The 21,555-nt window shown below is 37.1% G+C and carries 19 protein-coding genes; 10 read left to right on the top strand and 9 right to left on the bottom strand.

Annotated features, from left to right (window positions below; translation table 11 throughout):
• Positions 1–17: 17 nt before the first annotated feature.
• Complete coding sequence (locus EPI11_RS10525; protein WP_128389930.1) at positions 18–710, bottom strand: SCO family protein; 693 nt, start codon at positions 708–710, stop codon at positions 18–20.
• 163 nt (positions 711–873) lie between these two features.
• Here EPI11_RS10525 and EPI11_RS10520 point away from each other — a divergent pair, with 163 nt between their 5' ends.
• Positions 874–2,937, top strand: coding sequence for a M13 family metallopeptidase (locus tag EPI11_RS10520; RefSeq protein ID WP_128389929.1), 2,064 nt, complete (start codon positions 874–876; stop codon positions 2,935–2,937).
• Between the two features lie 174 nt (positions 2,938–3,111).
• On the top strand, positions 3,112–3,762 hold the full coding sequence (locus tag EPI11_RS10515; RefSeq protein ID WP_241657618.1) for a response regulator: 651 nt from the start codon (positions 3,112–3,114) through the stop codon (positions 3,760–3,762).
• Between the two features lie 551 nt (positions 3,763–4,313).
• On the opposite strand, the gene EPI11_RS10510 is transcribed toward EPI11_RS10515, so the two are convergent.
• Genes EPI11_RS10510 through EPI11_RS10500 form a run of 3 tightly spaced genes read right to left on the bottom strand, consistent with a single transcriptional unit; the run spans position 4,314 to position 7,156 of the window.
• Complete coding sequence (locus EPI11_RS10510; protein ID WP_128389927.1) at positions 4,314–5,117, bottom strand: SDR family oxidoreductase; 804 nt, start codon at positions 5,115–5,117, stop codon at positions 4,314–4,316.
• The gene (locus tag EPI11_RS10505) at positions 5,117–5,470 is read right to left on the bottom strand and encodes a hypothetical protein (RefSeq protein WP_128389926.1); all 354 of its coding nucleotides are present in this window, start codon (positions 5,468–5,470) and stop codon (positions 5,117–5,119) included. Before EPI11_RS10505 ends, EPI11_RS10510 begins: the two co-directional genes overlap by 1 nt.
• 3 nt (positions 5,471–5,473) lie before the next feature.
• Positions 5,474–7,156 (bottom strand): bifunctional GNAT family N-acetyltransferase/carbon-nitrogen hydrolase family protein, encoded by a 1,683-nt coding sequence (locus tag EPI11_RS10500; RefSeq protein ID WP_241657615.1) that lies wholly within the window; start codon positions 7,154–7,156, stop codon positions 5,474–5,476.
• Positions 7,157–7,348: 192 nt separating this feature from the next.
• On the opposite strand from EPI11_RS10500, the gene EPI11_RS10495 reads away from it, so the two are divergent.
• Both EPI11_RS10495 and EPI11_RS10490 read left to right on the top strand, forming a co-directional pair.
• A complete protein-coding gene (locus tag EPI11_RS10495; protein ID WP_128389925.1) occupies positions 7,349–7,681 on the top strand; it encodes a single-stranded DNA-binding protein in 333 nt (110 codons plus the stop codon).
• Between the two features lie 158 nt (positions 7,682–7,839).
• Positions 7,840–8,274: a hypothetical protein gene (locus EPI11_RS10490; protein ID WP_128389924.1), complete on the top strand. Its 435-nt coding sequence runs from the start codon at positions 7,840–7,842 to the stop codon at positions 8,272–8,274.
• Here the strand turns inward: EPI11_RS10490 and EPI11_RS10485 are convergent, their stop codons facing one another.
• From EPI11_RS10485 to metG, 3 genes are all read right to left on the bottom strand, one after another.
• Entirely contained in the window at positions 8,275–9,177 is a 903-nt protein-coding gene (locus tag EPI11_RS10485) for a histone deacetylase family protein (RefSeq protein ID WP_128389923.1), read from the bottom strand.
• Between the two features lies 1 nt (position 9,178).
• Entirely contained in the window at positions 9,179–9,493 is a 315-nt protein-coding gene (locus EPI11_RS10480) for a hypothetical protein (protein WP_128389922.1), read from the bottom strand.
• A 65-nt stretch (positions 9,494–9,558) separates the two neighbouring features.
• On the bottom strand, positions 9,559–11,694 hold the full coding sequence (gene metG, locus EPI11_RS10475) for a methionine--tRNA ligase (RefSeq protein WP_128389921.1): 2,136 nt from the start codon (positions 11,692–11,694) through the stop codon (positions 9,559–9,561).
• 180 nt (positions 11,695–11,874) lie between these two features.
• On the opposite strand from metG, the gene EPI11_RS10470 reads away from it, so the two are divergent.
• The 6 genes from EPI11_RS10470 (at position 11,875) to EPI11_RS10445 (ending at position 17,565) form a co-directional block, all read left to right on the top strand.
• On the top strand, positions 11,875–12,834 hold the full coding sequence (locus tag EPI11_RS10470) for a S66 peptidase family protein (RefSeq protein WP_128389920.1): 960 nt from the start codon (positions 11,875–11,877) through the stop codon (positions 12,832–12,834).
• Positions 12,834–13,193 (top strand): YraN family protein, encoded by a 360-nt coding sequence (locus EPI11_RS10465; protein WP_128389919.1) that lies wholly within the window; start codon positions 12,834–12,836, stop codon positions 13,191–13,193. Before EPI11_RS10470 ends, EPI11_RS10465 begins: the two co-directional genes overlap by 1 nt.
• Positions 13,194–13,424: 231 nt before the next feature.
• The gene (locus tag EPI11_RS10460; RefSeq protein ID WP_128389918.1) at positions 13,425–14,084 is read left to right on the top strand and encodes an aspartate kinase; all 660 of its coding nucleotides are present in this window, start codon (positions 13,425–13,427) and stop codon (positions 14,082–14,084) included.
• An 85-nt stretch (positions 14,085–14,169) separates the two neighbouring features.
• Positions 14,170–15,708 carry a zinc-dependent metalloprotease gene (locus EPI11_RS10455; protein ID WP_128389917.1) on the top strand — a complete coding sequence of 513 codons (1,539 nt, stop codon included), beginning with the start codon at positions 14,170–14,172 and terminating at the stop codon, positions 15,706–15,708.
• A gap of 99 nt (positions 15,709–15,807) precedes the next feature.
• The gene (locus EPI11_RS10450; protein ID WP_128389916.1) at positions 15,808–16,386 is read left to right on the top strand and encodes a TetR/AcrR family transcriptional regulator; all 579 of its coding nucleotides are present in this window, start codon (positions 15,808–15,810) and stop codon (positions 16,384–16,386) included.
• A gap of 60 nt (positions 16,387–16,446) precedes the next feature.
• Positions 16,447–17,565: an MBL fold metallo-hydrolase gene (locus EPI11_RS10445; protein WP_128389915.1), complete on the top strand. Its 1,119-nt coding sequence runs from the start codon at positions 16,447–16,449 to the stop codon at positions 17,563–17,565.
• A 56-nt stretch (positions 17,566–17,621) separates the two neighbouring features.
• On the opposite strand, the gene EPI11_RS10440 is transcribed toward EPI11_RS10445, so the two are convergent.
• The gene (locus tag EPI11_RS10440; protein ID WP_128389914.1) at positions 17,622–17,999 is read right to left on the bottom strand and encodes a hypothetical protein; all 378 of its coding nucleotides are present in this window, start codon (positions 17,997–17,999) and stop codon (positions 17,622–17,624) included.
• A 180-nt stretch (positions 18,000–18,179) separates the two neighbouring features.
• Positions 18,180–21,539 (bottom strand): transcription-repair coupling factor, encoded by a 3,360-nt coding sequence (gene mfd / locus EPI11_RS10435; protein WP_128389913.1) that lies wholly within the window; start codon positions 21,537–21,539, stop codon positions 18,180–18,182.
• Between the last annotated feature and the right edge of the window lie 16 nt (positions 21,540–21,555).

Genomic DNA, 21,555 nt, shown 5'->3' with positions numbered 1-21,555 from the left:
ATTATATCTTATCTGCCCTATTTTTCATTAGCAGAAAGCCATTTAATGTCTTCCAGCAATTGTTTCACATTCTTTTCACCTTTCACTTCTTTATCCAGGTTGGTACCGTTATAAAATCCCCTAATTCTTCCTTTACCGTCTACCAGTATAAAGTTTTCGGTATGTACCATATCATACAGGTCTTTAGAAGAAGTTGTTTTTACTGCCAGATATGATTTTCGGGCTATATAATAAATGTCTTCTTTTTTTCCGGTAACCATATTCCATTTCCCGTCTATAGCTCCTTTCTTTTCGGCGTATGCCTTAAGCACAGGTACACTATCAATATCCGGTGTTACAGAATGCGATAAAATCATTACTTTAGGGTCGTTTTTTATTTGTTCCTGCAGCCAGGTAAGATTATCGGTCATGATAGGACAGATGGTTGGACAGGTTGTAAAGAAGAAATCGGCCACATAGATCTTTCCTTTATAATCGTTTTGGGTAATGGTCTTGCCATTTTGATTGGTAAAAGAAAAATCGGCAATTTTATGATTGCGGCTCACATACTGAATGGTAGTGTCTACGAGTTCCGGACTTACATCGGCCGGACTGTATATTTTAAGGAATTTTTTTGGCGTAAGCGCAGTATTAAACAGGTATAGAATAATAGCAGAAAGGATTGCCATTGCCAGGAAAAAAAATCTATATTTTTTGAAAAAATTGAGCATGAGGTATAATTTTTGCAAAATTAAGAAACAACGGGTTATAAAAATAGAATAATATGATTTACAAAAGCTAAAATAATTGTGTTACTGCACATTTAACAATTTTGCAGTAGGCAGTTGAGGCTAACTTTATATTTTTGTACGTAAGGATTAAAAACAGTAAACTATGAAATTATACATCAATGCAAAACTTGCAGCATCGGCATTAGTACTTGCCGGTACAGTTTGTAATGCACAAACTCCTGCTGCCAAACAGCAGAAACCAGGTATTAACCTATCTTATATGGATAAGAAGGTAAAACCAAACGACGATTTTTTTAGGTATGTAAATGGTACCTGGGTTGATAAAACCGAAATTCCTAGTGATAAAACCCGTTGGGGAAGTTTTGATGAACTTCGTGAAAACACAAACAACGATGCACTTGCAATATTAAAAGAAGCAGCGGCTAACAAAAACCTGTCACCAAAATCAGATCAGGGTAAAGCAGCTAATCTTTATAAAACCATAATGGATACTGTAACCCGTAACAAACAGGGTATAGCACCATTAAAACCATATCTGGCAAAAATAGATAAGATCAAAAATGTAAAAGATCTTGAAGTACTGCTTGCCGAAATGGAGCAGGAAGGTGGTCTTGGATTTTTTGGTGTAGGTATTGGTGCCGATGCTAAAGACAGTAACAAGAACGCTATATATGTAGGCGCAGGAAGTTTAGGGTTACCGGACAGGGACTATTATGTTTCTGACGATGCAGATTCTAAAGAGAAACGTGACCTTTATGTGAAGCATGTTGCTAAAATGCTTAAATACCTAGGATACAAAGATGCAGATGCTCTTAAACAGGCAAAAGCAATACTTGCATTGGAAACAGCTATGGCAACACCAAGGCTTGACAGGGTAGAGCGTCGAGACAGCAGAAAAACGTACAACCCAATGACAGTTGCCGAACTTCAAAAACTTACTCCGGCTATAAACTGGACTAATTATTTAAAGGCAGTAGGTATGGGTCAGCCGCAAACTGTTATTGTATCGCAGCCAAAATACATGACAGCATTACAGGAGATCTTAAAACAAAATAAGATAGAAGACTGGAAAGCGTATATGAAATGGACGCTGATCAACCACACATCAGGAATGCTTTCTACAGATATCGAAACGGCTGATTGGGAATTCTATAACAAAACGCTAAAAGGAGCTATTAAAGAAGAGAGTCGTGATAAAAATGCACTACAAACTATAAATGGTAATATAGGAGAAGCATTAGGTAAACTATATGTAGAGAAAAAATTTCCTGCAGAAGCAAAAGCAAAAGCAGAAAGCATGATCAAGAATGTAATGCTTGCTTTTGAGAACCGTATTAACAGATTACCATGGATGGCAAAATCGACAAGAGAGAATGCTGTTAACAAACTACGTAAGTTAAGTGTAAAAATTGGCTACCCAGATCAGTGGAAAGACTATTCTGCTTTAACAATATTAGGTACTGAAGAAGGTGGTACTTTCTTTAGTAACACGCGTAACATTAATATATGGAACTTTAAAGAGGATATTGATAAACTTAACAAACCGGTAGATAAGTCAGAATGGCATATGGCTCCGCAAATTGTTAACGCTTACTTTAACCCATCTTATAATGAGATTGTGTTCCCTGCAGCGATACTACAGCCGCCTTTCTATGACTATAAAGCAGACGAAGCTGTAAACTATGGCGGAATTGGTGCAGTAATTGGTCATGAAATATCACATGGTTTTGATGATTCAGGGTCACGCTACAATGAAGAAGGTAATCTTGTAAACTGGTGGAGTGATGAAGATCTTGAGAAATTTACAGGTCTTGGCGGAAATCTTTCAGATCAGTACAGTCTTTTACAGCCACTGCCAGGTATCTTTGTAGATGGTAAATTTACACTTGGTGAAAACATTGGTGATCTTGGAGGTGTGAATGCTGCTTATGATGGATTACAGTTATACCTTAAAGAAAACGGTAATCCCGGACTTATAGACGGATATACTCCGGAGCAGCGTTTCTTTATTTCATGGGCTACCATTTGGAGAACCAAAGCAAGAGACGAGGCAATTAAGAACCAGGTTAAAACAGATCCGCACTCGCCGGGGATGTATCGCGCTTACGTGCCTTTGCAAAACGTAGATGCTTTTTACACTGCTTTTGGAATAAAAGAAGGCGACGGTATGTATATCGCGCCAGACAAAAGGGTGAAAATTTGGTAAGAGATTAAATTGTAAGAATTATATAAAAAACCTATATTAGTGAATAGTATAGGTTTTTTTCGTTTTTATAGGTAAAAATCAACGAAATGTTAATTGCGGTTTTTCCGCAATTTCATTCCGTATTTAAAATATAATTTTGTTATGCATTAAATAAATACCACACAGTTGAAAAAAGTGTTACAGGTTCTTGCGATTGATGATCATGGAGTGGTACTTGAGGGCTATCATTCTATTTTTAAAATGTTGGATAATTTTAACGAACTAAAGTTTACAAAAGCGCATGATTGCAGATCAGGATATGAGATAATAGAAAGTCACAGAGAGATACCATTTGACCTGGCCATACTGGATTATAGTATACCACAATTTCTTGAAAAGCATTTGCATTCAGGGGAGGATATGGCTATGCTTTTAAGAGAAGCTATGCCTAATTGCAAGATCATTATGATGACCATGCACAAAGAAATGGAGATCATGAGCAGTATACTTCAAAAAGTTATACCCGAAGGATTTATAAATAAGAGTGACTGTACAACAGACGAACTTGCCGATGGTTTTAAAGCGGTATTGAGTAATAGTACATACTATTCTAAAACTATTCTAAATTTCCTAAAGCGTCAGGAAAAAGGAATTTTGCTCGACGATGTAGACATAAAAATTATCCTGTTGCTTTCTAAAGGCATTAAAAATAAAAATTTGTGCAAGTACATTCCGCTATCTGATAGCGCTATAGAAAAGCGAAAATATAAAATAAAGCGAACGCTTGATGTTACCGGCGATGATGAGGCACTTATTAATGAAGCGCGTAGTCAGGGATACATTTAAAAAATCACCACTTACTTAAAAATACTTACAGAATTAGTTAGCAAAGTAAAATTCATTGCCACCTAATTTCAACAATAATAAAGATTCCCCCAATGTTTTGACAAATCTTTAGTAATTAATCCTGAACTTGTTTCGGGATTTTTTATGAGTAAAATTCAATTGTTAAAAATAAGTTAATTGCAACGATGGCGCAATTGCATTTTTCTGTCTCTCTCATTATATTAGATAGTGTATTAGTGACTTATCAGAAATCACTACTGTAAATTTTATGTCATTAAAGAATACCCAAACATAAAATTGATGATTTGGAGGCCAGTAACACTGAATTTAAGTTTATAGAGATACCGACTAGAAGTGTTTTGCTGTTTTGGCACATTTCCTACAAATATCACGCTTTTTTTAAATAAAATGTTCTTTAAAAAAAGCAAATTCGTTAAAGTTCTGTTAACTGCGGAAAATCCGTAATAATCAGGATTAATATTTCCATTACTTTGCGCCCACCAAACCAACCAATTTTACGCTTGTTGCCCCCAATAAGTAGTGTTAAATGGTTACAATAATGCTGTATTGAAGGAATATTTTAATATTCCTTCAATTTTTTTAACAGCAACCGTTTTACCTGTCGACTCATTTTTTTGGCTAAATTTAAGGGTAGGCAGACCTAAGTCGGTTGCTTTTTTTATATAGTATCTTTCACGCGTAGGATGGTAAGGCGCAACCGCATTAAAGATTTCACCCCAAGTTTTCCGTTCAATAATTTTTAGGATAACACCAATACAGTCTTCCTGATGAATAAGGTTTATGGGAGCATCTGGGTTTTCAATATTTTCCTTGCCTGCAAGATGTTTTACAGGATGCCTGTCTTCACCAATTAATCCACCAAAACGTAGTATCGTAGTTTTAAAATTTGGATTTGCCTGGAGTATTTTTTCAGATTCTAATAGTTGTTTGCCACTCTCAGTAATAGGTTTTGCAGGAGTATCTTCGGTAACAACAGTATTATCATCTGCATAGACAGCTGTAGAACTTATAAAGATAACATTCTTAATGCCGGATGTTTCAATATGAGGCAGTAATGCCTGAATCTTATCGGTAAAAAGCTCACTATTTTCGCCTCTTAATTTGGGAGGAATATCAATAATCAGGATGTCGCTGCCACTTAGAAAATCGGATATGTTACCTAAAACTTCTTTAGCACTTAATGTGATAGTATATGGAGTAATACCTGCATTCTCTAGTGTAGTAATTTTATGTGGAGAAGTGGTCGATCCCTTTATGGTAAAACCATCGTTTAATAAAGCCTTTGCTAATGGCAAACCAAGCCAGCCACAGCCTAAAATAGATATGTGTTGCATTAAGAAATGTCTTTTCTAACTAATATGTAATAATCATTTTCCAGGGGCATATAACCCTGCTCATAAACAAAGTAATAGGTATTGCCGTTTTTTGTGAGCAGTAGATTAGTGAAGTACTCAAAATCAAAACCTTTGCTCGTGAGTTTCGATTTTGTGGTTTTGGTTTTTCCTTCAACATTCAGTTCACTTAGAATACGATAGTTTTTGCGCAGTTTGTTGTTTATGTTGCGCATAAAATTATTACTGTCTTTATTGATCTTGTTGTTAAAAGCATTGCGACAGGCATCGCTGCAAAACTTCTTGTCTTCGCGGCCTATTATTTTGTCTCCGCATTCAGGGCAGTTACGCGTCATTGTTTAGTCGTTCTTTTTTGTTGTTCTTGAATTAGCCTTTACAGGCTTGACTTCAGTATCATTTGTTTCCGGTTTTACCTCGTGTATCTTAGATGTTTTTATGGCGAATCTTCCTCCTTTTGCTTCAAAAGGTGTTTCTGCTTTAGCACTGGCACTTTTTCTAAGTTTATAAAGATCATGGCGGCGGTCTTTTAGTATACGTACACTACCAAATTCATGTAGTTCTTTTAAAAGGTCAATATCTACATCTACAATAATGGTCATTTCTGTATTTGGGGTTGCCTCTGCCTTAATACCGTTTGACGGGAATGAAAAATCAGAAGGTGTAAATACTCCGGTTTGAGCATATTGGATATCCATATTATTAACCCCAGGAAGATTACCTACACAACCGGCTATAGCAACATAACATTCATTCTCTATAGCGCGTGCCTGTGCACAATGCCTTACACGGGTATATCCATTTTGTGTATCAGTAAGGAAAGGTACAAACAGTATGTTCATACCATCATCGGCCATCAGCCGTGCCAGTTCAGGAAACTCTACATCATAACATATCATAATGCCTATTTTACCGCAATCGGTATCAAAAGTCCTGATCTCATTGCCACCTACCATTCCCCAATAGTTTACTTCATTAGGAGTTATATGTATTTTGGTATACATTTCTGATGTTCCGTCGCGTTTGCACAAAAAGCCTACATTATACAGGTTACCATCGTCTACCATTGGCATGCTTCCGGTAATAATATTAATATTGTAGGATATTGCCATTTCCTGGAAACGCTTTCTTATAGGCTCACAGTAACGCGCAATTTCCCTAATGGCATCTGCTTCGCTAAGATGATTAAAATCTGCCATAAGCGGTGCCACAAACAATTCTGGAAACAGCGCAAAGTCACTTCCATACCCGGAAACAGCATCGATAAAAAACTCAGCCTGTTCAAAAAGTGCTTCCACATTTGCTAATGGCCTCATCTGCCATTGTACTAAGCCCAAACGAATAATACTTTTTCGGGTATTAATAAGCACCGGACTCTTGTCATAATAAATATTGTTCCATTCCATAAGTACGGCATAATCCTGAGAGTCTTTGTCGCCTTCAAGATAGTTGCGCATTACTTTTATAACGTGGAAATCATTGCTTAACTGAAAAGCCAATACAGGATCATGTATTTCTTTTAAGCGTACTTTTTCAATATATTCCTTTGGGGTAAGCTCTTCAGAATGTTCATTGTAGCCGGGCATCCTTCCGGCAAATATTATCGATCTAAGGTTAAGCTGTTCACAAAGTTCTTTACGGGCTTCATACAGACGACGTCCCAGTCTTAATCCTCTGTAGGCAGGATCAATAAAAACGTCTATTCCATATAATACCTCGCCCTCGTAGTCGTGGGTGTCAAAACTATAATTACCAGTGATCTTTTCGTAAGTATGATTTGTAGTTGCTTTTTTATGGTCTACGATAAGAGAAAGGGCAGAGCCTACTACTTTGTCGTCTACAAGGACTACTAACTGGCCTTCGGGGAAAATTTTAAGCAGTCTTTTTATGTCTTTTTCGCCCCAATAAGGTTCTTCCATATCCATATCGACTTCCTTGTAGGCATGCTGCATGGAAAGGCGAAGTTCTTTATAATCTTCTACTCTTAAATTACGTAATTCTACTTTATTGATCTCTGCCTGCATAATCGACTGATTTTAATATAAATGTACAAAAATTAATCCGTTTACAAACGCTTACAAATAACTACAACCGAGTTTAAGTGGTTAATAACCGGATAAACTTTCGCTGTTACCGCAACTTTGCAAGGCTGAAACTACGATAATTAGGCTACAGCAGGAAATGATTTAACAATAACATTTAATTTTTTACACGCCATGAATGCATTAAAAAACAAAGTACAGCTGATAGGAAACGCAGGAGCAGATCCTGAGATCAAAATTTTTGAAGCAGGTAAAAAACTTGCCCGTTTGGTACTAGCTACTAATGAAAGCTATACGAACGACAAGGGTGAGCGCGTAACCGATACCCAGTGGCACAATGTGACTGCATGGGGAAAAACAGCCGAAATTATCGAGAAGTATGTAACAAAAGGTAAAGAGCTGGCCATAGAGGGCAAGCTGACGCATCGCAGCTACGACGACAAAAATGGTGAGAAACGCTATGTTACCGAAGTCGTTGTTAGTGACGTGCTGCTTTTTGGAAAGTAAAAACCGGCACTAACCATGGTTTTAGGCCTCATGCATTTGCATGAGGCTTTTTAGTATATCTCTGTTATGGTGAACAGATCAGGGGTAAGAAATGGTGATTTTTAACACGAAATAAGTCAGAAAATTATGGTAAATTAGCCATTTATTAATAACTACTTATGAATAATAATTTTGACGAATTTGAAAATAGTACATCAATAAACAGAAGGGAATTATTACCCGGGTGGATTAAATTCTTTAGTTGGGTATTCATGGTGCTTGCTGTTATTGCCTGTTTAACACCAATACAACTTTTGTTTGGACAGGTGCCTAGTCTATCCTTCTACGGATTTGATTCCACTAAATTTTTTCCCTATTCGCTGTTTGTTATATACCTTATATTTATTTTAAACGGATTGATAGGTTATATGCTTTGGTTTGAAAAGGATAAAGCCATTGGATGGGGTAAAATTTGTGCTGTTTTTGGAATCGTTGCCTGCGCTATATCCTTTCTATTAACATTACTAGATGGTCAATTTACATTCAGATTAGAGGTAATTGCCTTAGTTCTTTTTTACAGGAAACTATCAAATTTGGAATATAACTGGGGTTAATTATACATAAAGGTTTTTTGCAATTCTATAGGTGTTAGCATGTGCTTCGATAATCACCTTTATATCGGGGCTATAGCCGCCACCCATGCTGCACTGTACAGGCATCTCTAATTTTTTACATAGCGAGAGAACAAATTCATCGCGCTCTTTGCAGCCATTAAGCGTACAGCCCAATTTACCCAGTTTATCACTTGCCAGTATGTCTACACCGCTGAGGTAAAAAATAAAATCGGGTTTTTGTTCGTCTATAAGTTTAGGTAGTGTTTCACGGAGGATAGACAGGTATTCATCATCTCCGGTAGTATCAGGCAGGGCAATATCAAGATCTGATATTTCTTTCTTGAAAGGATAATTGCTTTTGCCGTGCATGGAAAAAGTAAAGACATCATTATTTCCGGTAAAAATTTCGGCAGTACCATTCCCTTGATGTACATCGAGATCTACAATGAGTACCTTATTAGCAAGTTTGGTGTTGATGAGGTATTGCGAACCGATAGCCTGATCGTTGAGCAGGCAGAAAGCTTCACCTCTGTCACTATATGCATGATGGGTACCTCCGGCAATATTAAAGGCAATGCCATGCTGGAGTGCTTTGTGAATTCCCCAAATCGTGCCCTGTGCAATGCGAAGTTCGCGTTCTACTAATTCGTTGGATAATGGAAAACCTATTTTACGAACAGCTCTGGGATCTAAGGTAAGGTTAAGCAAATGATCTACATATTCTTTGTCGTGAACAGCTAGTATGTGTTTCATGTCCGGAAGTCCGGGTTCATAAAAATCGCTTGCTACAGCTGTGCCTTCATGCAGTAGTTGCTGGGGCAGCAGTTCATATTTTATCATCGGGAAACGATGACCTTCAGGTAACGGGTGTTTGTAAATAGGATGGTAGGCGATTGGTAGCATATTACATTAAAGAGAAAATTTTCCACATTAATAGCAGTACGGCTACTATTCCCATTATTGTAGCTATTATTTTAAGCGATTTGGTTTTTGAAGCACTAAGAAATACAGTGCCTGAAAACACCAATAAGATTATTGAAATAGCAGTAAGCAGCTGGGCATTTTGTAATGAGGAAGGATAATTATTTAAGTATTGGTGTTTTGCATCATCAAAAGTTGTTGTGTTACTGCTTACCATAAACCAGAGGGAGATATCGGTAATTACAAACAGTAGAGCCAGTATTGCTATAAAAAACAGAAAGGAGGTTCTTTTTTTCATGATGCTTTGTTTAACAAAAACGGCTTCTATAAAAGAAGCCGTTTTGAGATTTTAGAAAGATAAAGTTAGCTAATAACTTCGCCATTTCCTACGCCGTCAGTATCCGGGTTAATGAAAACCAGTTTGCCTTCAGCATTTTGTGTCATTAAGATCATACCGTTGCTTTCTACGCCACGAAGGTTACGAGGAGCAAGGTTTACCAATACGGTAACACGTTTGCCTACTACTTCTTCCGGAGTAAAGCTTTCTGCAATACCCGATACAATTGTGCGAACATCAATACCTGTATCTACTTTAAGTACTAAAAGCTTGTTGGCTTTTGGCATTTTTTCGGCTTCAATAATGGTTCCTGTACGGATGTCCATTTTAGAGAAATCCTCATAAGTGATAAGGTCTTTTTGAGGTTCTGCTTTTTTATTTTCTGCAATGTTAGCGGTTTTAGTCGCTTCCAAACGTTCTATTTGTTTTTGGATCTCTTCGTCTTCAATTTTAGCAAAAAGCAATTCGGCTTTGCCGATATGATGGCCTGCTAATAAAAGATCGCTTTTAAGAGAAATATCATTCCATGACAATTCTTTTGGAGCTGTAAGCGCATCATTAAAGCTTAATGTTTCTTCTACAATACCTAATGTTTGTATTGCAGTTGGAACGCTGTTCATTTTTAAGATGCCTTTAAGCTTAGCAGCGGTAAACGGTAAGAATGGCTCAGACAATACAGCAAGCGCAGCCGATATTTGTAATGCAACGTACATTTGTGTTTGTACTCTTGCCGGGTTCTCTTTAATTACTTTCCAAGGCTCCTCATCTGCCAGGTATTTATTACCAAGACGCGCAAGATTCATTAGCTCGCCCAATGCTTCTCTAAAACGGTAACGCTCTACAGACGATGCTATAACAGCCGGGTAAGCACGCATTTCTGTAAGTGTAGCTTCATCAATATCTGTAAACTCGTTTGGTTGAGGTACAACACCTTCATAGTACTTGTTAGTAAGTACAACCACGCGATTAATAAAGTTACCAAAAACAGCGACCAGTTCATTGTTATTTCTTGCCTGAAAATCTTTCCAGGTAAAATCATTGTCTTTTGTTTCGGGAGCGTTAGATGTTAGTGCATAACGCAACACATCTTGCTGACCCGGGAAATCGATTAAATATTCGTGTAACCATACCGCCCAGTTTTTAGACGTAGATAGCTTATTGCCTTCCAGGTTTAAAAATTCATTTGCCGGTACGTTGTCCGGTAGTATATAGCTTCCCTCTGCTTTAAGCATAGCTGGAAATATCACACAATGGAATACAATATTGTCTTTCCCTATAAAATGCACCATTTTAGTATCGGCACTTTTCCAGTAGGGTTCCCAGTCTTTACCTTCACGATGTGCCCATTCTTTTGTAGAAGAGATGTAACCGATAGGCGCATCAAACCAAACATAAAGTACTTTACCCTCGGCACCTTCTACAGGTACAGGAATACCCCAGTCAAGATCACGGGTTACAGCACGAGGCTTAAGGCCGTCATCCAACCATGATTTTACCTGACCGTAAACGTTAGGCTTCCAGTCGTTTTTATGACCTTCCAGTATCCACTCTCTTAAAAACGCATCATAGCGGTCAAGAGGCAGGAACCAGTGTTTGGTGCTTTTTAATACCGGTTTGCTTCCGGATATAGTGGATTTTGGATTGATAAGATCGGTCGCGTTAAGTGTAGATCCACAACGTTCGCATTGGTCACCATAAGCTTCATCGTTACCGCATTTAGGACAGGTTCCAATAACGAAACGGTCGGCTAGGAATTGTTGTGCCTCTTCGTCGTATAATTGTTCTGTTACTTCTTCAATAAATTTATCATCGTTATACAACTTTCTGAAAAATTCAGATGCCGTATCGTGATGGATTTTTGCCGATGTACGGGAGTAGTTATCAAATGAGATTCCGAAATCTTCAAAAGACTGTTTGATGATAGCATGGTATTTATCTATCACTTCCTGTGGCGTAATACCTTCTTTCTTGGCTTTCATAGATATGGCTACACCGTGTTCGTCGCTTCCGCAAATAAAAGCTACATCTCTACCCTGAAGTCTCAGGAAACGGGAATAAATATCTGAAGGAACATAAACACCGGCAAGGTGACCTATGTGTATTGGGCCATTTGTATAAGGCAATGCAGCAGTAACAGTATATCTTTTTGGATCTTGTAACATTTGATTCATTTAATTAGAAATACAAAAGTACGAATTATTCACGTTATTTTTTTGCCACTAATTGCCCGAATTACACTATTTTGAAAGTGTTTTGTTAAATTCTTTTGGAAGCAAAGACAATCATGTTTATGGCTTGGACTATTTTTTTTCGTTAAGTTTGTTATAAACCAAAATTGAGCAATGCAAAGGATCTTTTTATTAGTACTGTTACTCTTGTCATTATTCCTACAAGCACAAAATTCTGTAAAAATTCCGCCTTACCTAAAAAAGGGCGATACGGTTGGTATATTGGCTACAGCCAGAAAAGTAGATATGGCTCCTTTAGAACCTGCTATAAAGTTGTTAAAAAGCTGGGGGCTTAATGTTGTAATTGGTAAAACAGTAGGATTAGATAACAATCAATTGGCTGGCGCCGATTGGCAGCGCGCAACCGATTTTCAGCAGATGCTGGACAATCCTTCCATAAAAGCAATATGGAGTGCTAAGGGCGGTTATGGCACCGTGCGAATGATAGACCGCCTGGATTTTACAAAGTTTAAGCAGCGTCCAAAATGGATTGTTGGTTTTAGCGATGTTACCGTACTACACAGTCACATTAATAATCTTGATATTGCAACATTACATTCTATTGCCTGTATAAGTGTTGCTAATGCCACGCCTGAGGCTATAGAGAGTTTTAGGAAAGGAATATTTGGAGGTAAGCTTGAATATACAATTCCGGCTCATGCGTTTAACAAAACAGGTAAGGCACAGGGCGAACTGATAGGTGGCAATCTTTCGGTACTTTATAGTATTATAGGATCGGTTTCTGAAGCCGATTATAAAGGGAAGATCATTTTTATAGAAGACCTCGATGAATACCTGTACCACATAGACCGTATGATGATGAACCTGGAGCGCAACAATTATTTTAAAAATGTAAAAGGAATAATAATAGGAGGAATGACCAAGATGCGTGATAATGATATTCCGTGGGGTCATGACGCGCTGGAGATCATTCAGGATATTACGAAAGAATATAAAATTCCTATTTGCTTTAATTTTCCGGCAGGACATATAAAAGACAACAGGGCTTTGGTTTTTGGTAAACTGGTAACGCTGGATGTAAGAACCGAAGGTGCTAAAATCACATTCGACTAATGGCAGAGCATAATGACTTAGGTAAGCTGGGTGAGGAACTTGCCGTAGAATACCTGCAAAAAGACAATTACCATATACTGCAAACCAATTGGGTGTTTCAAAAGGCAGAAATTGATATACTCGCCCAAAAAGGTAATATTTTAGCTGTTGTTGAGGTAAAAACGCGTTCGTCTATCGAATTTGGACAGCCTCAGGACTTTGTTAATCCGAAGAAAATCCAGTTGCTTGTAAAGGCTGTAAACGAATATATTATACAAAACGATCTTGATGTAGACGTAAGATTCGACATTGTTTCTGTATTCAAGAACAATAAGACTTTCGAAATTGAACATCTTCAGGATGCCTTTTTTTATTTTTAACGCATTATTTTTTTCTGATAAAACGTTCAGGATAACGATAAAAACAATTAATTTTCGGGAGTAAAATAAATTAGGTGATTCTTTACTATTTTGGATATTTAAATATAATCCAATAATTTAACACCAAAAAAAAAGCATTTTTCACACTTTTACAATGTTAAATATTTAACAAATTGTTTTAGTTTGTATATTTGTTTCCTAAAAACAGCGAGATACTCAACTAATTAGGCTATGAAAACAATTTCTTCGGTAGTGGAACACTACATAAAAACTAAACCGTTTTTGTTAAGCGCACTGTCGCAGGGCATAATTAATCTTACATCATTAGCCCGTAATATGATGCCTGAATTGGAGCAGGAATTGGGAAAAGATGTTAAGCAGGGCGCTGTAGTTATGTCACTTAAAAGACTTTCTGAAGATCTTGATTTTAGGGTAAACCATAAAATCGTTAAAGTATTAAGAGCCATTGGCGAAATTACTGTTCGCTCATCGCTTACAGATTATACCTTTGCTGTGTCTGATTCTATTCTTAACAAACAGGGCGAGTTAATATCTAATATTAATGCTAACCCCGAAGTATTTTATACCTCTTCACGGGGTGTAAATGAAACCAATATTGTAGTTAGTTCTTCTATGAACGCTATAGTAGACAGGCTTTTTGCCGATGAAAAACAAATTGAACGTACAGATAATCTTGCTTCAATTACTGTGAAACTTCCTAAGGATAATATTTCTACACCAGGAGTATATTATTATATATTTCAACGTCTTGCGTGGGAAGGTATCATTATATGCGAAGTGATCTCTACCTCTTATGAATTTACAATTTTAGTAAGTGAACAGGAAGTAGATCTTGCTTTTAAGGTAATAAAAGACCTTAAGAACTTATAAACCTATTTAATAAACCATACCAATTTTTACCTATAAACCTATTAAACCAAAAAAACGTATAGATTTTAATGAAAAAAAACAATTTATGAAAAAAATCATTACCCTGGTATGGGTGCTCTGTGCGCTACCTTTTTATGCTCAGCACAAAGTGGCAGACAATGTAGAGGCACTTGTTTCTAGCAACACGGCATTTAGCCGTTTTTCACCTCTTAGTATTGATAAAAATGCTAAGCCTAAAACAACAGTAGTAGAGAATGCTACTTACACTACCATTAATAGTGAGATTGTAAAGCAAATAGCAGATGCTAAACCTGAAAACATTGAGGTTAATATTCCTTATGATGGAGGTGTTCTTACTGTACAGTTGTATCGCGTAGATATTTTCAAACCTAACTTTCATGTAGATACAAGTGAGGGAAAGAATGTTTATTATGAAAAAGGTGCTCACTATAGAGGTATCTTAAAAGATGATCGTAACTCATTAGCTACGTTTAACTTTTTTAAGGAAGAAATGAATGGAATGATTTCTACCCTAAAATTGGGCAACCTTGTTGTTGACAAACTGCGTAAAGAAAACAACTTGTCAGAATATATTGTGTATTCAGATAAACTGTTAAAAATAAAAAATCCATTTAGCTGCGGTGTGGCAGATACAGAGGCAGTTACACCAAAAAATGGTAATGGAGTAAATGGAACATTAGCCAATCAGCAATATGCAGTTGGTATTTATTTTGAACTTGATAATGACTTATTCAAACAAAATAATTCCAATTTTAATCAAACTAGTAACTGGATAACATCTGTATTCAATAATATGCAGACTTTATATAGTAATGATGGTATTAATGTAGCGCTAAGCAGCTTTTTTATATGGCAGCAGGTAGATTATTACGCTACTTATCTTACTTCTGATGCTAATCTTTCAAATTTCTATATTAAAGGATTTATGGATGGAGACCTAAATCAGTTAGTAGCTATCGACCCGGGAGGATTAGGAGGCCTTGCTTACTTAAGAGGACTTTGTGGTAAGTATGCTAGTTACTGTGATGTTGATCTTGCTTTCCAGGACGTGCCGGTATATTCATGGACTGTTGAGGCTATGACACATGAAATTGGTCACCAGTTAGGTTCGCCTCACACACATGCTTGTGCATGGAATGGTAATAATACACCTATTGATGTTTGTGGATCTCAGGCTGGATATTCTGAAGGTTGTGATGAAGGTGATGTGCCTTATGAAGATGGAGGAACTATTATGAGTTACTGCCACCTTGTACCAGGAGTTGGAGTTAATTTACTAAATGGTTTTGGACAACAGCCGCGTGATTTAATGATGAATTTTATAAACTCAAGGACTTGTCTTGAGCCACTTAGCCTGGATGAAATTGCATTTGTAGATTTCTCATATTATCCTAACCCTTCTACCGGTTTGGTTACTATTACATCTGGAACTAATATTGAAGGAATAAGTGTATACAATGTAGCAGGCCAATTGTTAATAAGCAAAAAAGTTAATGCTTCAGAAACTACTATAGACCTGTCTTCATTTGCAAGTGGTATTTATTTTGTTAAAGCTGTAAATGGTGCAAAAGAAGTGAATTTTAGAATTGTTAAGCAAGACTAAAATATAACTTATATAAATTTACTAACCCTTCCAATTTGGAAGGGTTTTTTATTTTAATAAAAATAATTGTGATATTAGAATTATATATATCTTTGTAGAGTGATTAGTCAATCTACAAGTGATAAGCGTAAAGATCTATTGACAGCAGCATTGCAGCTGTTTGTTCAATATGGTTTCCATGGAACTCCTACAAGTAAAATAGCAAAGCAGGCGGGAGTAGCCAATGGAACCCTGTTTCATTATTATAAAACCAAAGAAGACCTTATTGTTTCTTTATATATTGATATAAAAACCCGCATGGGCGAATATATCGAAACAAAAGTTCCAGCGGGGAAAAAGGCGAAGCAAATGTTCAAAGAACAATTCACCCACGTACTTTTATGGTCATTAGAAAATAAGGATGAATTCTATTTTATTCAACAGTTTCATACTTCACCCTTTGCAGCATTACTATCACCTGAAGAGATTAAAAAACAATTGAGTAAAAGCTGCCATCAGATCGAAGAGGCTATTATGGAAAAAGCGATCAAGAATAGAGATGTAGATTTTATACTTACATTGCTTACCAGCCATACTTTTGGACTTAATCAATATTTAGCCAAAACAAAACTTACTAAAGAACAGCAGTTGAAAACTATTAACGATAGTTTCGAAATGCTCTGGACAATGATTTCCTAATTTTTTTAATATAGATAGAGTGATTAGTCAGTCTAACGAAAATGCGAGTACTAAATCAAAATGAAAAAAAGAATAAAAAAAATATTTATGATACTATTGATTATAATAGCCACTCTGGTAGTAGGGGTGGTTCTTTTTTTGCAGTCTTCAACATTTGGAAAATTGCCTTCCGGTCATAGGCTGGAACTGATTAAACGATCCTTGAACTATAAAGAAGGTCAGTTTCAAAACCTAAGTAATACACCCGATCTGGCTGAAGGTGTAAGCTATTATACAGTAATGAGAGATTTTTTCTTTAAAAAGTCAAAACGGAATAAACCAAAAGATGTTCTGCCTTCGCAGAAAACCGATTTACTGCATTTGGATGCATCCGAAAATATAGTAGTGTGGTTTGGGCATTCGTCTTATTTTATGCAGATAGACGGCAAAACAATGTTAATAGATCCTGTTTTTAGCGGTGCTGCATCGCCAGTAAGTTTTACAACAAAAGCTTTCCCCGGTAGTGATGTATATACTGTTGATGACCTTCCTGAAATTGATTTTCTTTTTATATCACATGACCATTGGGATCATTTGGATTATGAGACGGTATTAAAACTTAAAGGTAAAGTGAAAAAGATAATTACAGGACTGGGTACCGGTGAGCATCTTGAAGTTTGGGGTTATGATCCTTCAATGATTGAAGAAAGAGACTGGAATGAAACGATAGATCTGGGCAGTGGGTTTGTAGTGAATACCACTCCGGCAAGACATTTCTCAGGGCGTGGGTTAAAACGTAATAATGCACTATGGATGTCTTACGCAGTGAAGACGCCTACCATGAATATTTACTTAGGCGGTGATTCAGGATATGACACACATTATGCAGCTATAGGGAAGAAATTCGGTCCATTTGATATTGCCGTTTTAGAATGTGGCCAGTATAATGAATATTGGAAATACATACACATGATGCCTGAACAAGTGGTGAAGGCAGCGCAGGAACTTAAAGCTAAAAAACTATTTCCGGTGCATTGGGCAAAATTCTCATTGGCACTTCACGATTGGGACGAGCCTATAATTAGAGTGACAAAAGAAGCAGAGAAACAAAACATGCCAATAATGACACCAATGATAGGCGAAAAAGCAGATCTTAAGACAGATAAGGTATTTGCTAAATGGTGGGAAGGATTAGAGTAAGATATATAAAATAAAAGCCCCGCATTTGCGGGGCTTTTTAGTAATAATTTTCCAGACTAGAATGTTGTAGTTACATTAGCTATAAGCATTCCATCTGAAGTAGCAGTAGCTTCCTGAGATTTTTTAAGTTTACCACCTTGGTAAATACTTAATGTTATTTTTTCGCCTGGTTTAGCATCACCTGCACCTGCACTAAATCCTGCACCATGGGTGTCGGCAGCGGCAGTAAAGGTTTTAGTCCATGGTAATTTAGTTGCTTCTGCAGTAGTTGCTCCACCGTTTTCAGTGTACGTGACGTCAATCTTTGCTCCAGAGTAATTACCGGTAATTTCATACTTAATTTCTCTAGACCCTGTAGATCCTTTATCATCATCACTAGAGCAAGAAGTAAGCGCCATAAAGGCAATTAGTAAATAAACAAATGGGTTTTTCATAGTAGTATTAATAAAATGTTGGTCCCGCAAATATATGTGGAAGATTCATAAACAATCAACCATTTTTTTGAGTTTAACCAATTTTTAACCATTTTTGGTCTAATTTTATGTGAATTTTATGAAAATTAGATTTTCTAAAAATCACAGTACAACAGTGTTTTGCAGCTATAATGCTGATTTTTACTCAAATACATTTTCCAGTACTTCTAATGCTTTTTTTAGTGATTTTATATTCTCGAATGTTAGCAATAGCCTCAAACCATTCTTGGTTTGTTTTTCTTTCATTTTAGAAAGTGTAGGATACTTTTGTACAAACTGCAATACTTTACGAAAAGAACCTGACTGGTAATATTCAGACTGCTGATCTGAAACAAAATAGCCTACCATTTTACCTTGTTTAAGCACCAGCTTCTCTATACCCATTTTGGTAGCCAGCCACTTAATACGCATACTTATAAGCAGTGCCTGAGCCTGTCTGGGCAGTGGCCCAAAACGGTCGTTAAGCTTAGCTTCAAATGCCAATAGTTCTTCTTCATTCTTTACAGAACCAAGTTCGTTATACAGATTAAGACGTTCTGTTATGTTGTTTACATATTCATCAGGGAATAACAGTTCGAAGTCGGTATCAATTTGTATCTCTTTTACATATTCTTTTTCGTGTTCGCCTTCTACATCTTCATAAAGATCTTTAAACTCATTTTCTTTAAGTTCGTCGATAGCTTCGTTCATGATTTTTTGATAGGTGTCAAAGCCAATTTCGTTTATAAAACCGCTTTGTTCTCCACCTAGTAAATCTCCTGCACCACGAATTTCGAGGTCTTTCATCGCAATATTAAAGCCGCTACCCAGTTCGCTAAACTGCTCTAAAGCCTGAATTCTTTTACGGGCATCTTCGGTCATTGCAGAATAGGGAGGAGTGATAAAATAACAGAATGCTTTTTTATTGCTTCGTCCAACACGACCACGCATTTGGTGAAGGTCAGATAATCCAAAGTTGTTAGCATTATTTATAAAAATGGTATTGGCGTTTGGAACGTCAAGGCCACTTTCAATAATAGTAGTGGCAACCAGTACATCAAAATCGCCTTCCATAAAGGCAAGCATAAGCTCTTCCAGTTTTTTTCCTTCCATCTGCCCGTGCCCTACACCTACTTTTGCACTGGGAACAAGACGCTGTATCATTCCGGCAACTTCTTTAATGTTCTCAATACGGTTGTTAATAAAGAATACCTGCCCGCCACGCTGAATTTCATAAGAAATAGCATCGCGAATGATCTCTTCATTAAAGCCTACAACCTGGGTTTCGATAGGATAACGGTTGGGCGGAGGTGTAGTAATAACCGATAGATCTCTCGCAGCCATTAACGAGAACTGTAATGTTCTTGGTATAGGGGTTGCTGTAAGCGTTAAGGTATCTACGTTTTGAGCAATGGTTTTAAGCTTGTCTTTTACATTAACCCCAAACTTTTGCTCTTCATCTACGATTAATAGCCCCAGGTTTTTAAACTGTACATTTTTATTAACCAATTGATGGGTACCAATAAGAATATCCAGTTTGCCTTCAGCAAGATCTTTAAGTGTTTGTGCTTTTTGTTTTGCTGTACGGAAACGGTTAACGTAGCCAATAGAAACCGGCATGTCTTTAAGGCGTTCGGTAAAGGTTCTGAAATGCTGGTAAGCCAGTATGGTAGTAGGTACCAAAATAGCAACCTGTTTGCCATTGTCTACCGCTTTAAAAGCAGCACGTATAGCTACTTCGGTCTTGCCAAAACCTACGTCACCACACACTAAGCGATCCATCGGGCGTTCGCTTTCCATATCAGCTTTAACATCGCGGGTAGCGGTTATCTGGTCGGGAGTGTCTTCATAAATAAAGGACGATTCAAGCTCAGCCTGCAGGTAACTATCCGGTGCGTATTGGAATCCTTTTTCGAGTCTTCGCTTGGCGTAAAGTTGTATTAGGTTAAAAGCAATATGTTTAACACGTGCTTTAGTTTTTTGTTTAAGCGCTTTCCATGCACCAGATCCTAATTTGTAGATCTTTGGTGGTGCGCCATCTTTACCATTGTATTTAGAGATCTTATGTAGTGAGTGGATACTTACATAAACAATATCATTATCGGCATATACCAGTTTTATAGCTTCCTGTGTTTTGCCTTCGACCTGTATTTTTTGCAGACCTCCAAATTTACCTATACCGTGGTCTATATGTGTTACATAATCACCTACAGATAGTGAGTTAAGTTCTTTAAGCGAAATGGCACCTTTTTTAGAGTAACCATTCTTAATACTGAATTTGTGGTAACGCTCAAAGATCTGGTGGTCGGTGTAGCAGGCAATCTGATTTTCGTCGTCAATGAAACCTTCATAGATAGGGAAAACAATTGTTTTGTACTGCTGACGGATGTTTTCATGATTTGCTTCGTCCAGACTTTCAAAAATATCATGGAAGCGTTTGGCCTGAGCCTCATTAGAACAGAAGATGTAATTTTTAATACCGTTAGCGTGATTGTCGCTAAGGTTGGTGAGCAGCAGGTCAAATTGTTTGTTGAACGATGGCTGCGGCTGTATGTAATATTCGAAAGTTTTTTGGGTTTTAAAGATAGCTTTCGAACCCAATTCTACTATTGTAAAATCGAGTGCTTTCCTAATAAACGATTCCTGATTAAGAAATAATTCATCGGGAGAAGCATGCTTAATGTCCTTTGAAAGTTTGTCGAACGCTTCATTGGCTTTGCTGTATAAAACATCCATTTGAGTAAACAACGCTTCAGTATTCTGAATAAAAACCACTGTTTTTTCATTAATATATTCCAGGAAGCTTTCGCGTTTTTCCTGCAGCGTTTTATTCTCCACATTTGGAATAACAGTGATTTTTTTTTTCTTTTCTAAGGATAGTTGAGTTGCTACATCAAAGGTTCTGATACTGTCTACCTCATTTCCAAAAAATTCAATACGGTAAGGGTTATCATTGGAAAATGAAAACACGTCTACGATACCACCCCGAACAGAGAATTCACCTGGTTCGGTAACGAAATCTACACGGCGGAATTCATATTCAAATAAAACTTCGTTTATAAAATCGATAGATATCTGGTCGCTCACAGCCACTTTAAGAGTGTTCTTTTCGAGCTCCTTGCGCGTTACAACTTTTTCGAATAAAGCTTCAGGATAAGAAACAATAAGTGCAGGCTTCTTACGTGAGTTAATACGGTTAAGTACTTCGGCACGAAGCAGAATGTTAGCATTGTCAGTTTCTTCTATCTGATAAGGACGGCGATAAGATCCCGGATAAAAAAGCACATCCTGATCGCCGATAAGCTGCTCCAGGTCGTTTAGATTGTATGCGGCCTCTTCTTTATCTTTAAAGATAAGAAGGAAGGGTATTTCACTTTGCCTGAACAGCGGATCGATAACAAAAGACAGTGCAGAACCCAAAAGACCTTTTACATGAATTTTGTTTTCGCGCTGTTCTATCGCAGCTGCGATTTGTTTTACTTTGGGCGACTGCCCGTATTTTTCTAAAATTTCTGGTTTCAATGTAATGTTCCGGGTT

The sequence above is a fragment of the Flavobacterium cerinum genome, from assembly GCF_004028155.1.
In the GTDB taxonomy this organism is placed as follows: domain Bacteria; phylum Bacteroidota; class Bacteroidia; order Flavobacteriales; family Flavobacteriaceae; genus Flavobacterium; species Flavobacterium cerinum.
This window is presented reverse-complemented; position numbering and strand designations above follow the sequence as displayed.

Excerpts from the sequence above, each read along its gene's own strand:
- EPI11_RS10470 (WP_128389920.1), top strand. The coding sequence starts at position 11,875 with ATGCAAAGGATCTTTTTATTAGTACTGTTACTCTTGTCATTATTCCTA.
- EPI11_RS10500 (WP_241657615.1), bottom strand. The coding sequence starts at position 7,156 with ATGCAGGCAGAGATCAATAAAGTAGAATTACGTAATTTAAGAGTAGAA.
- EPI11_RS10525 (WP_128389930.1), bottom strand. The coding sequence starts at position 710 with ATGCTCAATTTTTTCAAAAAATATAGATTTTTTTTCCTGGCAATGGCA.
- metG (WP_128389921.1), bottom strand. The coding sequence starts at position 11,694 with ATGTTACAAGATCCAAAAAGATATACTGTTACTGCTGCATTGCCTTAT.
- EPI11_RS10465 (WP_128389919.1), top strand. The coding sequence starts at position 12,834 with ATGGCAGAGCATAATGACTTAGGTAAGCTGGGTGAGGAACTTGCCGTA.
- EPI11_RS10495 (WP_128389925.1), top strand. The coding sequence starts at position 7,349 with ATGAATGCATTAAAAAACAAAGTACAGCTGATAGGAAACGCAGGAGCA.
- EPI11_RS10455 (WP_128389917.1), top strand. The coding sequence starts at position 14,170 with ATGAAAAAAATCATTACCCTGGTATGGGTGCTCTGTGCGCTACCTTTT.
- EPI11_RS10480 (WP_128389922.1), bottom strand. The coding sequence starts at position 9,493 with ATGAAAAAAAGAACCTCCTTTCTGTTTTTTATAGCAATACTGGCTCTA.
- EPI11_RS10485 (WP_128389923.1), bottom strand. The coding sequence starts at position 9,177 with ATGCTACCAATCGCCTACCATCCTATTTACAAACACCCGTTACCTGAA.
- EPI11_RS10510 (WP_128389927.1), bottom strand. The coding sequence starts at position 5,117 with ATGCAACACATATCTATTTTAGGCTGTGGCTGGCTTGGTTTGCCATTA.
- EPI11_RS10505 (WP_128389926.1), bottom strand. The coding sequence starts at position 5,470 with ATGACGCGTAACTGCCCTGAATGCGGAGACAAAATAATAGGCCGCGAA.
- EPI11_RS10445 (WP_128389915.1), top strand. The coding sequence starts at position 16,447 with ATGAAAAAAAGAATAAAAAAAATATTTATGATACTATTGATTATAATA.
- EPI11_RS10440 (WP_128389914.1), bottom strand. The coding sequence starts at position 17,999 with ATGAAAAACCCATTTGTTTATTTACTAATTGCCTTTATGGCGCTTACT.
- EPI11_RS10520 (WP_128389929.1), top strand. The coding sequence starts at position 874 with ATGAAATTATACATCAATGCAAAACTTGCAGCATCGGCATTAGTACTT.
- EPI11_RS10460 (WP_128389918.1), top strand. The coding sequence starts at position 13,425 with ATGAAAACAATTTCTTCGGTAGTGGAACACTACATAAAAACTAAACCG.
- EPI11_RS10490 (WP_128389924.1), top strand. The coding sequence starts at position 7,840 with ATGAATAATAATTTTGACGAATTTGAAAATAGTACATCAATAAACAGA.